10 protein-coding genes, 1 tRNA gene and 3 pseudogenes are annotated in these 13,920 nt (G+C 36.1%); 8 read left to right on the plus strand and 6 right to left on the minus strand.

What is annotated here, in order from left to right:
- Positions 1 to 257: 257 nt before the first annotated feature.
- Positions 258 to 776, plus strand: a pseudogene (locus NBW36_RS03945) (transposase); the annotation flags it as partial.
- A gap of 130 nt (positions 777 to 906) precedes the next feature.
- On the opposite strand, the gene NBW36_RS03950 reads toward NBW36_RS03945, so the two are convergent.
- The 3 genes from NBW36_RS03950 to rplS all read right to left on the minus strand — a co-directional run bounded on the left by NBW36_RS03950 (position 907) and on the right by rplS (position 2,372).
- Positions 907 to 1,614, minus strand: coding sequence for an IS6 family transposase (locus NBW36_RS03950; protein WP_250239133.1), 708 nt, complete (start codon positions 1,612 to 1,614; stop codon positions 907 to 909).
- A gap of 153 nt (positions 1,615 to 1,767) precedes the next feature.
- Positions 1,768 to 1,840: transfer RNA gene (locus tag NBW36_RS03955), tRNA-Thr, on the minus strand.
- 175 nt (positions 1,841 to 2,015) lie between these two features.
- Entirely contained in the window at positions 2,016 to 2,372 is a 357-nt protein-coding gene (rplS, locus tag NBW36_RS03960; protein ID WP_250237925.1) for a 50S ribosomal protein L19, read from the minus strand.
- Positions 2,373 to 2,503: 131 nt separating this feature from the next.
- Between rplS and lepA the strand changes: the two genes are divergently transcribed.
- Entirely contained in the window at positions 2,504 to 4,303 is a 1,800-nt protein-coding gene (gene lepA, locus NBW36_RS03965; RefSeq protein ID WP_250237928.1) for a translation elongation factor 4, read from the plus strand.
- 14 nt (positions 4,304 to 4,317) lie between these two features.
- Here the strand turns inward: lepA and nth are convergent, their stop codons facing one another.
- Positions 4,318 to 4,950, minus strand: coding sequence for an endonuclease III (gene nth, locus NBW36_RS03970; RefSeq protein ID WP_250237930.1), 633 nt, complete (start codon positions 4,948 to 4,950; stop codon positions 4,318 to 4,320).
- Between the two features lie 124 nt (positions 4,951 to 5,074).
- Between nth and NBW36_RS03975 the strand changes: the two genes are divergently transcribed.
- The 4 genes and pseudogenes from NBW36_RS03975 to NBW36_RS03990 all read left to right on the plus strand — a co-directional run bounded on the left by NBW36_RS03975 (position 5,075) and on the right by NBW36_RS03990 (position 7,798).
- Entirely contained in the window at positions 5,075 to 5,782 is a 708-nt protein-coding gene (locus tag NBW36_RS03975; protein ID WP_250239134.1) for an IS6 family transposase, read from the plus strand.
- A 103-nt stretch (positions 5,783 to 5,885) separates the two neighbouring features.
- A complete protein-coding gene (locus NBW36_RS03980; RefSeq protein ID WP_250239133.1) occupies positions 5,886 to 6,593 on the plus strand; it encodes an IS6 family transposase in 708 nt (235 codons plus the stop codon).
- A 41-nt stretch (positions 6,594 to 6,634) separates the two neighbouring features.
- Positions 6,635 to 6,976, plus strand: a pseudogene (locus tag NBW36_RS03985) (transposase); the annotation flags it as partial.
- Positions 6,977 to 7,153: 177 nt separating this feature from the next.
- Positions 7,154 to 7,798, plus strand: a complete 645-nt coding sequence (locus NBW36_RS03990) for an alpha/beta hydrolase (RefSeq protein WP_250237932.1) — start codon at positions 7,154 to 7,156, stop codon at positions 7,796 to 7,798.
- Positions 7,799 to 8,040: 242 nt separating this feature from the next.
- On the opposite strand, the pseudogene NBW36_RS03995 reads toward NBW36_RS03990, so the two are convergent.
- Positions 8,041 to 8,430 (minus strand): annotated as a pseudogene (locus NBW36_RS03995) (DDE-type integrase/transposase/recombinase); the annotation flags it as partial.
- Positions 8,431 to 8,486: 56 nt separating this feature from the next.
- Between NBW36_RS03995 and NBW36_RS04000 the strand changes: the two are divergent.
- Entirely contained in the window at positions 8,487 to 9,194 is a 708-nt protein-coding gene (locus NBW36_RS04000; protein ID WP_250239135.1) for an IS6 family transposase, read from the plus strand.
- Positions 9,195 to 9,260: 66 nt separating this feature from the next.
- On the opposite strand, the gene uvrA is transcribed toward NBW36_RS04000, so the two are convergent.
- Positions 9,261 to 12,116: an excinuclease ABC subunit UvrA gene (gene uvrA / locus NBW36_RS04005; protein ID WP_250237934.1), complete on the minus strand. Its 2,856-nt coding sequence runs from the start codon at positions 12,114 to 12,116 to the stop codon at positions 9,261 to 9,263.
- Positions 12,117 to 12,445: 329 nt separating this feature from the next.
- Between uvrA and NBW36_RS04010 the strand changes: the two genes are divergently transcribed.
- On the plus strand, positions 12,446 to 13,906 hold the full coding sequence (locus tag NBW36_RS04010) for a mechanosensitive ion channel family protein (protein WP_250237936.1): 1,461 nt from the start codon (positions 12,446 to 12,448) through the stop codon (positions 13,904 to 13,906).
- The last annotated feature ends 14 nt before the right edge of the window (positions 13,907 to 13,920 follow it).

A 13,920-nucleotide genomic window follows, 5' to 3' on the forward strand; every position in this document is an offset into this window, starting at 1 on the left:
TGGTTGGACCACTTAAAATTAAGCATATCTATTGCTTCCGATTGCTCGCAATACAGTAACTGACTAACTTTATTCTTCATTGTTTACCCATTCCCTTCTCATCCCACCGTACGTTCAGTTTTCCCGAATACGGCGGTCCGACAGTCTTCTTACCTGAGTTCGGGATTAGCTTGTTAAAAAATAGCTTTAAAAAGCTCCTTTGTGTTTTAAATTTGGAGATAAAAAAATACTAACCAGATTATCCAAAGGAGCCAGTTATGAATGTAGAAAAATTAGTTGAAATATATTATGCTGTTGATGAATTTCTCATAAAGTTTATGCCGTATATGGAAAAACAACTGTTAACCAACTCTAAAAGAAAACCTACTAAAACTTGTTCATTAACTTTGAGTGAAATAATGACTGTTCTTATTGCCTTTCATGTGATTGGTTTTAGAAATTTTAAGTCTTATTATATTCATTTACAGCAATTTCATTCTAGTAAATTTGGAAAGTTAGTAAGCTAGAATAGATTTATAGAACTGATCCAAAGAACGTTAGTTCCCTTGTACTGTTTTACAAAAAGTCTTTCTAAAACAAAAACAGGTTGTTATTTTATGGATGCAACAGCCATCAAGGTTTGCCATATCAAAAGAGCCTATACGCACAGGGTTTTTAAATCGATTGCTACTAAAGGTAAAACCAGCACCGGTTGGTTTTTTGGATTAAAGTTGCACTTGATAGTCAATGATTTAGGAGAAATTATGAATTTTCAACTGACCACAGGTAAAACTAATGGTTCTGTCGCGTCTATAGTTTTCTTAGTATAGGTTTTTCGTTTAAGTCAAATTTTGGATATTATGCGGGGTTCTGTCGCGTCTATAGTTTTCTTAGTATAGGTTTTTCGTTTAAGTCAAATTTTGGATATTATGCGGCCATTAAGATAGCAAAGTTCTCAAAAGTAGAAAGATGATTTTTAGCTCCTCTTACTTGTCCTTTTTGAATCATACGAATGTTTTCTATCCCTGAAATAGTAATGGAAGCAGAATAAAAATTCTTAAAACCCAGCATAGGTTTTATCCGTTTTTTGATAAACCTATGATCTTGTTCAACTCTATTATTCAAATATTTGTTTTGAAATATTTGAATGGTATGATCTTGATCAAGATCTGTATTGATCGCATCAAGGGCAGCTTTATTACTACCGCTTTTGTCAATTACTACTTTCTTAGGAATATTATTTTCTGTGATCGCCTTGCGAAAAAAAGAAAGCGTTGAAGACTTGTCTCTATGATCAGATAGAAAAAAGTCAACTGTATCACCATAACGATCTACTGCTCTATATAAATAGATCCACTTCCCGTTTAGTTTAACATAGGTTTCATCCATTCTCCAACTACTACCAACTGGTCGTTTTCTTTTTCTTACTGCTTTATCTATCAGAGGAACAAACTTAATAACCCATCTCTGTAGCGTAGAATGATCAACTCTTGCGCCTCTCATACGCATCATCTCTTCCAAATCTCTATAGCTCAAGGAAAAACGACACTTCATGTATACAAATAACAGGATGACTTCTGATGAAGAACAATAACCTTTAAAATATGGTAATAACTCGGGAGAAATATTAAACATAATAACTACTTTTTTAAATACCGATACTAAAATAATCATTTTTTAGAATAAACGCGACAGAACCAAAAGACGTTACTAACGAAAATGTAGACGCGACAGAACCAAAAGAAAAGCCTTTACTAACGAAAATATAGACACGACAGAACCCATAAGTGCCCCCTGCCGGAATCGAACCAGCAACCTACTGATTACAAATCAGTTGCTCTACCAGTTGAGCTAAGGAGGCTACTAAAAAAGTATGCTATCAAAAACAGTAAGCAAATATAGAAAAATGTACTATAAATGTGTTAATAAGCTTATATAAAAAGGTGCATTACAGAACCCCATTTCTCAATGAAGGCGAAGGTTACAAAAGCTAAGGGCTATGTTCTATGGCGCTAAAAAATAATAAAGGTAACCCTTTACCTAAGTTCTTTAATACGTGCTGCTTTACCTTGTTTGTCCCGCAGGTAATAAATTCTAGCCCTGCGTACACGGCCTTTTCTTTTTACTTCTATTTTTTCAATATTGGGGCAAAGTAAAGGAAAAATGCGCTCTACACCAATCTCTTTAGATACTTTACGTACTGTAAAGGTTTCTCCATTCGTGTTAGGGTGCTTACGTTGAATAACTGCTCCTTGAAATTGTTGAATACGAACCTTGTTCCCTTCTTGTATCTTTACATGTACGTTGATGGTATCTCCAGCCTTAAAAGAGGGAAATATACGGGCTGGTTGAGGATTACATGCCGCTTCAACATATTTTATTAAGTTATTCATGACTGGTTGGAAAATTACATAAAAGCTAATGCAAAGGTAATACTATTTTTTAAATTCCGTACCTTGTAATATTGCAAATGGCAAAAGCAACGACAGATCAAACCTTCTTATCTTCACTTTAACCAAGTTTAATGAAAAATATTCGAAATTTTTGCATCATTGCACACATTGACCATGGCAAAAGTACCTTGGCAGATCGTTTACTAGAAACAACTCAAACGGTTGGCGTACGGGATCAAAAAAATCAAGTACTGGATAATATGGATTTAGAGCGTGAACGGGGCATCACGATTAAAAGCCATGCGATTCAAATGGAATATGTATACGATGGTCAATCCTATTTGCTCAACTTAATTGATACACCCGGGCATGTAGACTTTACCTATGAAGTTTCTCGCTCCATTGCTGCCTGTGAGGGGGCTCTACTAGTGGTCGATGCCGCACAGGGAGTGGAAGCGCAAACCATTTCTAATCTCTATCTGGCCTTAGTGCAAAATCTTACCATTATCCCTGTATTGAATAAGATTGATTTGCCAGGCGCAATGCCAGAAGAGATAAAGGATCAAATCGTAGAACTGATAGGATGTGATCGAGATGAGATTCTCTCTGCTAGTGCTAAACAGGGTATTGGGATTGAGGCCATACTCAAATCGGTAGTGACCCGTATACCTGCGCCTAAAGGGGATAAGCAGGCACCACTGCAAGCGATGATTTTTGATTCGCTATATAATACTTTTCGTGGTGTAGAGGTCTATTTTCGCATCTTTAATGGAACGATTAAGCCTGGAGATCAGATTACATGTATCAGTACAGCTATAGATTATAGGGTGGAAGAGGTTGGGATTTTAAAATTGCAGCAAATACCCAAGCCATTTTTAGAAGCAGGTCATGTAGGCTATATGATTGCTGGGATTAAAAATGCAAGTGAAGTAAAAGTAGGGGATACGGTTACCCATATAGATAAGTCGGGACGTACGATAGGGGCAATGATTAAGGGATTTGAAGAGGTAAAACCTATGGTTTTTGCCGGCATCTATCCAGTAGATACGACCGAATATGAGGCACTACGAGATGCTATGGAAAAGTTAAAATTAAATGATGCTTCGTTGGTTTGGGAGCCGGAGAGTTCTACTGCTTTGGGTTTTGGGTTTCGATGTGGTTTCTTAGGCATGCTCCATATGGAGATTATACAGGAACGATTAGAAAAAGAATTTAATATCACCATTATCACTACTGTTCCGTCCGTACAGTTTCGTATAATAGATCAAAAAGGTCAATGGATAGATGTGCAAGCACCTGCAGATATGCCCGACCCTAATACCACTCATCGCATTGAGGAACCACTTATAAAAGCACAAATTATTACAAAATCGGAATTTGTGGGTGGCATTATGAAACTTTGTATGGATAGAAGAGGGATTTTTAAAAACCAGGTCTACTTAACGGCTAACCGTGTAGAACTTTCTTTTGAACTGCCTCTAGCAGAAGTAGTCTTTGACTTTTTTGATAAACTTAAGACGATTTCACGCGGCTATGCTTCCTTGGATTACGAATTAGCTAGGTTTGCAGATGCAGACCTAGTCAAATTAGATATTCTATTACACAATGAAAAAGTAGATGCCCTTTCAGCGATTGTACATAGATCAAATGCCTATGAACGAGGTAAGGTCTTATGTAAAAAGCTCAAAGAAATCATTCCTAGACATATGTTTGAAGTAAGCATTCAAGCAGCTATTGGCACAAAAATTATTGCCAGAGAAACGGTAAAATCATTACGAAAAAATGTGATTGCCAAATGCTATGGTGGTGATATTTCACGGAAAAGGAAGCTTTTAGAAAAACAAAAAAAAGGTAAAAAACGAATGCGGCAAGTGGGTTCAGTAGAAATCCCTCAAGAGGCTTTTATGGCGGTATTAAAGTTGGATGATTAAATTGCAATGGGGTACTACCCACTTTCTTGATAGTAGGCACAATATAGTTTAATGGGACACATGGTACAGTTGGGTTTTCGTGCTTTGCAAATATACCTACCATGTAGTATAAGCCAATGATGGGCATATCTGCTCCACTTTTGATCTATGGTCTCTAATAGCTCACTTTCTACTTTTTCCGGTGTCGTACCCTTTGCCAGACCAATCCTCTTGGCTACTCTAAATACGTGGGTATCTACCGCAATAGTTGGCTCGTTAAACAAACAATTTAAGACCACATTGGCTGTTTTTCGTCCTACACCTGGTAATTGCAAAAGTGCTTCAAAGTTGTTGGGTACACGGCTATCATAGTGGCGGATCAATAGGTTACATAGGGAGATAATGTTTTTGGCTTTATGGTTAAATAATCCAATGGATTTGATATACTTTTTTAACCCTTCTTCTCCAAGGTGTACCATTTTTTCTGGTGTATCAAACCGTCCAAATAAAGGTTTTGTTGCTACATTTACCGATACATCCGTAGCTTGTGCCGATAGTATGACTGCTACTAATAAGGTAAAGTCATTTTTATAGATTAGTTCTGTGGTAGGGTTTTGATTTTTATGGCTTAAAATCTCAAAAATTCTATCAACTATTGGTTTTTCCATAATATATTGATGGTAAAAGGAAATAGCGTTACATGAATGTTAATATATAGGTAATGGATTGGTTCTGTCGCGTTTATTCTAAAAAATGATTATTTTAGTATCGGTATTTAAAAAAGTAGTTATTATGTTTAATATCTCTCCCGAGTTATTACCATATTTTAAAGGTTATTGTTCTTCATCAGAAGTCATCCTGTTATTTGTATACATGAAGTGTCGTTTTTCCTTGAGCTATAGAGATTTGGGAGAGATGATGCGTATGAGAGGCGCAAGAGTTGATCATTCTACGCTACAGAGATGGGTTATTAAGTTTGTTCCTCTGATAGATAAAGCAGTAAGAAAAAGAAAACGACCAGTTGGTAGTAGTTGGAGAATGGATGAAACCTATGTTAAACTAAACGGGAAGTGGATCTATTTATATAGAGCAGTAGATCGTTATGGTGATACAGTTGACTTTTTTCTATCTGAGCATAGAGACAAGTCTTCAACGCTTTCTTTTTTTCGCAAGGCTATCACAGAAAATAATATTCCTAAGAAAGTAGTAATTGACAAAAGCGGTAGTAATAAAGCTGCCCTTGATGCGATCAATACAGATCTTGATCAAGATCATACCATTCAAATATTGCAAAACAAATATTTGAATAATAGAGTTGAACAAGATCATAGGTTTATCAAAAAACGGATAAAACCTATGCTGGGTTTTAAGAATTTTTATTCTGCTTCCATTACTATTTCAGGGATAGAAAACATTCGTATGATTCAAAAAGGACAAGTAAGAGGAGCTAAAAATCATCTTTCTACTTTTGAGAACTTTGCTATCTTAATGGCCGCATAAGGTTCTGTCGCGTCTACATTTTCGTTAGTAACGTCTTTTGGTTCTGTCGCGTTTATTCTAAAAAATGATTATTTTAGTATCGGTATTTAAAAAAGTAGTTATTATGTTTAATATTTCTCCCGAGTTATTACCATATTTTAAAGGTTATTGTTCTTCATCAGAAGTCATCCTGTTATTTGTATACATGAAGTGTCGTTTTTCCTTGAGCTATAGAGATTTGGAAGAGATGATGCGTATGAGAGGCGCAAGAGTTGATCATTCTACGCTACAGAGATGGGTTATTAAGTTTGTTCCTCTGATAGATAAAGCAGTAAGAAAAAGAAAACGACCAGTTGGTAGTAGTTGGAGAATGGATGAAACCTATGTTAAACTAAACGGGAAGTGGATCTATTTATATAGAGCAGTAGATCGTTATGGTGATACAGTTGACTTTTTTCTATCTGATCATAGAGACAAGTCTTCAACGCTTTCTTTTTTTCGCAAGGCGATCACAGAAAATAATATTCCTAAGAAAGTAGTAATTGACAAAAGCGGTAGTAATAAAGCTGCCCTTGATGCGATCAATACAGATCTTGATCAAGATCATACCATTCAAATATTTCAAAACAAATATTTGAATAATAGAGTTGAACAAGATCATAGGTTTATCAAAAAACGGATAAAACCTATGCTGGGTTTTAAGAATTTTTATTCTGCTTCCATTACTATTTCAGGGATAGAAAACATTCGTATGATTCAAAAAGGACAAGTAAGAGGAGCTAAAAATCATCTTTCTACTTTTGAGAACTTTGCTATCTTAATGGCCGCATAATATCCAAAATTTGACTTAAACGAAAAACCTATACTAAGAAAACTATAGACGCGACAGAACCAAAAGTAGGTAGTAGGCTATATGCAGATAAGGGCTATAGCGGATCACCTAGTGAAACCTTATTAAAGAATAAAGCCTTAAAATCAGCTATTCAGAAGAAAGCTACTAGAAATAATCCTTTATCACCTACTGCTAAACGGTTTGATACATTGGTAGCTAAAACCAGGTATAAAGTAGAACGTGTATTTGGAAGTATTAAAAGTTGGTTCCGAAGCTCAGGAGCTCACTACATAGGACTTGCTAAAACTCATACGCAACACGTTATCGAAGCAATAGCCTATAACTTATACAGGTCGCCAAATATCATATTAAGAGGTCTTTAGGGGAATGGTCTGTCTAAAATGCAATAAAAGTACATGAAAATCAATAAATAATAAAATTAATACCACTTTAATACCAAAGATCAGTCTAAACAACCCTAAAAATATTATAATAGAAATCTATCACAACGGCCTCATGATGTGATAACCTTGTGAGTTTACAATAATAGTAGATCAATAATGAATAATTTAATACATCCTGAAGCACATAGTAAAGTACTACCAGCAAAAAAGTTAGTAGTACTATTGCACGGTGTCGGTTCTAATGGGCATGATTTAATCAAATTGGCTCCATATATTAAAGATGATTTGTCAGATTGCTATTTTATGGCTCCGCATGGGGTAGAACCATATGATATGGCCCCTCATGGGCGACAATGGTTTAGCCTACAAGATCGAACGCTATATGTGATGAAAAGGTTACTAGGCAGTAATATTGCATCGGTTACAGACATTATTAAACAAAAACAAATAGCGCTAAATCTTTCCAATAAAGAAACCATTATCATCGGGTTCTCGCAGGGCGCCATGATGGGTCTGTATTTAACCCTTATACAGACCGAGCCCTTCTTATCTACAATAGGATTTTCTGGGTTATTGGTAGCCCCTCCACAATGCATCAATACCACTACACCAATTTGTTTGATTCATGGTGTGTTGGATAATATAGTAACAGTAGATGCAATAGATCATGCCATACAATATTTATCTAACCATAAGGTACCATGTAGCGCGCATAAACTAGAAAACCTTGCGCATTCGATAGATTATAGAGGCCTAGAAATTGCGGTTAACGCTATAAAAAATAGTAGTTTAAAACAATAAGCTATACCCCAAAAGAAGAAAAAAATGTTTATTCAGCAGTATGACCGGTTCTGTCGCGTCTACATTTTCGTTAGTAACGTCTTTTCTTTTAAGTGAAGTTTTGGATATATATTGGGTATTATTCGGCCATTAGCATAACAAAATTCTCAAAAGTAGAAAGATGATTTTTAGCTCCGATTACGGTTCTGTCGCGTCTATAGTTTTCTTAGTATAGGTTTTTCGTTTAAGTCAAATTTTGGATATTATGCGGCCATTAAGATAGCAAAGTTCTCAAAAGTAGAAAGATGATTTTTAGCTCCTCTTACTTGTCCTTTTTGAATCATACGAATGTTTTCTATCCCTGAAATAGTAATGGAAGCAGAATAAAAATTCTTAAAACCCAGCATAGGTTTTATCCGTTTTTTGATAAACCTATGATCTTGTTCAACTCTATTATTCAAATATTTGTTTTGCAATATTTGAATGGTATGATCTTGATCAAGATCTGTATTGATCGCATCAAGGGCAGCTTTATTACTACCGCTTTTGTCAATTACTACTTTCTTAGGAATATTGTTTTCTGTGATAGCCTTGCGAAAAAAAGAAAGCGCTGAAGACTTGTCTCTATGATCAGATAGAAAAAACGGTTCTGTCGCGTTTATTCTAAAAAATGATTATTTTAGTATCGGTATTTAAAAAAGTAGTTATTATGTTTAATATTTCTCCCGAGTTATTACCATATTTTAAAGGTTATTGTTCTTCATCAGAAGTCATCCTGTTATTTGTATACATGAAGTGTCGTTTTTCCTTGAGCTATAGAGATTTGGAAGAGATGATGCGTATGAGAGGCGCAAGAGTTGATCATTCTACGCTACAGAGATGGGTTATTAAGTTTGTTCCTCTGATAGATAAAGCAGTAAGAAAAAGAAAACGACCAATTGGTAGTAGTTGGAAAATGGATGAAACCTATGTTAAACTAAACGGGAAGTGGATCTATTTATATAGAGCAGTAGATCGTTATGGTGATACAGTTGACTTTTTTCTATCTGATCATAGAGACAAGTCTTCAACGCTTTCTTTTTTTCGCAAGGCGATCACAGAAAATAATATTCCTAAGAAAGTAGTAATTGACAAAAGCGGTAGTAATAAAGCTGCCCTTGATGCGATCAATACAGATCTTGATCAAGATCATACCATTCAAATATTTCAAAACAAATATTTGAATAATAGAGTTGAACAAGATCATAGGTTTATCAAAAAACGGATAAAACCTATGCTGGGTTTTAAGAATTTTTATTCTGCTTCCATTACTATTTCAGGGATAGAAAACATTCGTATGATTCAAAAAGGACAAGTAAGAGGAGCTAAAAATCATCTTTCTACTTTTGAGAACTTTGCTATCTTAATGGCCGCATAATATCCAAAATTTGACTTAAACGAAAAACCTATACTAAGAAAACTATAGACGCGACAGAACCGTATTTTACACCCCTAATTCTTTTTGTAAAAAATAGCCCGTATAACTCTTCGGTACCCTTGCAATAGCTTCTGGGGTACCCTCTGCTACTAGATAGCCTCCATCGCGCCCACCATCCGGACCAATATCAATCACATAGTCTGCTACTTTTATAATATCCATATTATGCTCTATGATCAGCACCGTATTCCCTTGGTCTACCAATTTCTTTAGCACAGATAATAGCGCCACAATATCCTGAAAGTGAAGACCCGTACTGGGTTCATCTAAGATATAAAAGGTATCCCCAGTGCTTTTTTTGGACAATTCTGTCGCCAACTTGACCCGTTGTGCTTCTCCGCCTGACAAAGTAGTCGCATGTTGACCCAGGGTAATGTACCCCAGACCTACTTGTTCTAAGGTGCGCAGTTTAAGCAGTATAGATGGATGGCTTTCAAAAAAAGGAATTACATTGGATACCGTCATATCTAAAACATCCGCAATAGATTTACCTTTATATTGTACTTCCAATGTTTCACGACTGTAACGCTTGCCTTTACAGCTATCACAGGTTACATATACCTCTGGTAGAAAGCCCATTTCTATACGTTGAATACCAGCCCCTTCACAAGTGTTGCACCGGCCTTCTTTTAGATTAAAAGAGAATCTACCTGGCTTATAACCTCTAATTTTAGCCTCTGGCAAGATTGCAAAAAAGCTACGTATATCGGTAAACATACCCGTATAGGTACTAGGATTAGAGCGCGGGGTTCTGCCTATAGGTGACTGACTTACCTCTATAACTTTATTAATGTGTTCCAATCCAAAGGCTTCTTCATAAGGTAGTGGTATAACACGGCTGTTATAGAGATGTTTTTTAAGAATAGGCAAGAGGGTTTTACGAATCAGCGAAGATTTTCCGCTGCCTGATACCCCTGTTATGCAAATCATTAGACCCAATGGAATGGTTAAAGTTATGTTTTTTAAATTATTGCCACTACACGCCCTAATGGTTAGGGTTTTACCATTGCCTGGTTTGCGATGAGTTGGAAAGGTAAAGGTTTTTTTATTGGTTAAAAACTCGGCTGTAACGCTAGGTTTTGCTAAAAACTCCACTAAGGGACCGGCTGCAACTACTTCTCCTCCACAAATGCCCGCTTGAGGGCCTATTTCAATTAAATAGTCTGCTGCCAACATGATTTCCTTATCATGCTCTACTACAAGTACCGTATTGCCTATATCCCTAAGCGCTTTTAAGGCACCAATAAGACGCCAATTGTCACGTTGGTGTAAACCAATACTGGGTTCATCAAGAATATAGCAGACGCCCAATAGTTGGGTCCCTATTTGTGTAGCCAGTCTAATGCGTTGTGCTTCCCCCCCTGACAAGGTATTTAAGCCTCTATTAAGATGTAAATAATGTAACCCAACATCAATTAAAAATTGGAGTCGTTTGGAAATTTCTTTTATAATTTCATAGGCAATGATTTGCTGTTTTTCTGTTAATACAGTTGATAAGGTATCAAACCATTTTTTAAGTCCATCTAGGTCCATTGAAACCAAATCAGCAATACTTTGCTCTTTAATTTTAAAAGACCTGGCAATTGGATTTAATCTAGTCCCTTTGCAATCTGGGCATATAGTTGTGTAAACAAACCCCTCTGCTAGACTACTATGCCGTGTAACCGTTTCTCGTTCTTGTTGCTTGATCAGTGCAGTGATCATCCCTTCAAATGGTTCTACACAATTTGCAATAAGCACAGAACGATGTTTTGTAATATTGCCAAATAACAACAAGTTCAATACAGCTGAAGGCAGGCGCTCAACTGGATCGGTAATTTTACATTGGAAAAACCTTAGTAAGGCTTCTATTTTTTTAAATAATAATGATGCTTTATAAGGGCCTAATGGTAGAATGGCACCGTGTTTAATGCTTATACTTTTATCTGGAATAATCATGTCTATATCTATGTGGGTAATTGCACCCAATCCATCACAGGTAGGACAGGCCCCATAAGGCGTATTAAAAGAAAAAAGATTTGGCGCTGGTGCATCATAGGCAAGCCCTGTCTCTTCATCCATTAGGTTTGTAGAGAAATAGTGATCTTGCTGCTCAGGATCTACTACCAATAATGTCCCTTTTCCATATTGGAAAGCCAACTGTAGTGCATTTTTGATACGATCCACCTCTTTTAGATCTATTAACATATAATCTATCACCAAGGCAATATCATGTTTTTTATGGCGGGCCAGCTTGAGGTTATCTGTCAATTCAACAATCGCATCATTCACTCTAACTTTATTGAAACCCAGTTTGATAAAACGTTTTAGTAGTGTTTCATGATGGCCTTTTTTACCCCTAACAACGGGGGCCATTAGGATCACCCGTTTTCTAGCGAAGGTGCGTAATAGATGGGCAAGGATTTGTTCCTCATCCTGTGTTGTCATTTTGCTACCCGTAGTGTAGGCATATGCATCTGCTATGCGTGCAAAAAGTAAGCGCATAAAGTCATAGATTTCTGTAGCCGTCCCTACAGTAGAGCGTACATTGCGATGAGTAGTTTTCTGTTCGATGGCAATAACAGGGCTCAGTCCATTTATTTTATCTACTTCCGGTCTGGTTAAGCTACCTAAAAAGCCGCGTGCATAGGCACTAAAGCTTTCCCGATACCGTCTTTGTCCCTCTGCATTTATAGTGTCAAAGGCCAAAGAGGACTTTCCGCTGCCACTTACACCTGTAATGATCACCAATCGATTGCGCGGAAAAACCACATCAATATTTTTTAAATTGTGGGTCCTTGCACCCAAAACTTCTATATAGTCAAAACCATAATGGTCTTGGCAAGCATGATGGGTCTGTTTTGTATTGATTGTATCTACCATATAGCTAAAAGATTTAATCAGACGCAACGAAGCAGCATCTTGCACGGTTAGCCCACATGGAGGGTTCCGTATAGGAAGACGACCCGCACATGTTAACAAGCAGAAAATATATAAACCTGATTTTTATAACTTTGACTCATTCAACATTTTAAAGAGCTATTTTTTGTACAAAATTCAAGATATAGCTTAATTTAGGGGCAAATATTCTAACATTCGATAAGCATTAAATATGTATAAGCATGAATAGTACCCATCGATTTTCTATACACAAGATTCCAACCTATTTCTTACGGATCAAGCTGATACCATACATTGCTTTCTTTGTATGCGTGCTACCACCGATTATCGTACAAGCAGATAATAGAGGCATCGATGATCCCAATATAAATTTGAGCTCTCCATACCATACCGTGTATACCCATTTTATGCTTTTAAATCCTGGTAATAAAGCCTCTAAACATGCAGGCATTGTATTTCTACATGGAGAAACCTTTAACCAAAAAAGTAAAGAAATGGCTATTAAGTTAAAAAGATTACTGACCCTTAAGGGTATCAATATTGAAACCATATCTAAAGATCCTAATTATATGGATCCAACGATAAATGAAAATAGATTTATTTTATCTAAAAAACTACCAAAAGTCTACTTAATCAAGGAAGGTGAACAATGGCGTTACAGTAAAGAAACCCTAGATTTTATAAGGGAATATGAAGTATCAGATAGATTTCACACGCTTTTACATCACTTTTTGCCTGAAACATTTTGTCAAAAACAGATATTAAATTTTGCCATTTGGCAATATATTATGTTGATAGGTTTAACCATCATTATTTGGCTGACCTATAAAATTATGCCTTATTTTTTGAAGCTTATGGTATACAAGTTTATAGGTAGTAAAAAATCATTTGCTATAGAACGGTTGCTCATGCTAGTGATTAATATATACTTCTTAAAGAGTGGCCTGACCATGTTCCAGTTTAAATTCTTAACCGCTTTTATCAATCGGGTCATAGAAGCTGCCACTTCCTTCTTATGGATGTGTTTGGCCTATGAATGTGTCAATTTGATGCAAAATAGAATAAAAATTGCCAAGAAACATAATAAGTTTGTGATCCATATTTTGCCTCTTTTTAGCATAATGGCTAAAATTGTTGTAGGGATTGTTGGGTTGGTACAAACCATTGATCATCTTGGATTTGCAACTGGATCCTTAGTGAAGGCACTTTCTTTCAGTACACTTGGTATTGGTTTGGCTTGCCAAGATACCATTAAGAACCTATTTGCATCATTGATGATTACAATGGATCGGCCTTTTAGTGTAGGGGATGAAATTGTTTCTGGGGGCATTCGTGGCAAAGTAGAAGAAGTGGGATTGCGTTCTACCTTACTGCGTACAAAGGAAGAATCTTTAGTCTATATACCCAATGCAAAATTGGCTGATGCCTACATTGATAACTTTGGAAAAAGAGCTTCACGAATGGTTTCCCTAGAAGTACCACTAAATTATGCTATATCTTTAGAATTATTACCAAAATTTATAAGGGGATTACGCGAGATTGCTGAATCTCAACCATTAGTAAAGCCAGAAAAAACGAACATATATCTTGATAAAATGAATGAAAACGGATTTATAATCATTTTCAATTTTCATTTGGACACCACTGAAACCAGTCTAGAACATGCATGTAAAAATAGGGTTATACCGCTTATCTTAAAACTTGCCTACCAAGTTGGTATACGTTTAGGAAACATACAACATATTACGCATATAGAAGCATCGCATCCGTAAGGCATTTTTGTCTT

Source organism: Cardinium endosymbiont of Oedothorax gibbosus (assembly GCF_936981045.1).
GTDB lineage: Bacteria > Bacteroidota > Bacteroidia > Cytophagales > Amoebophilaceae > Cardinium.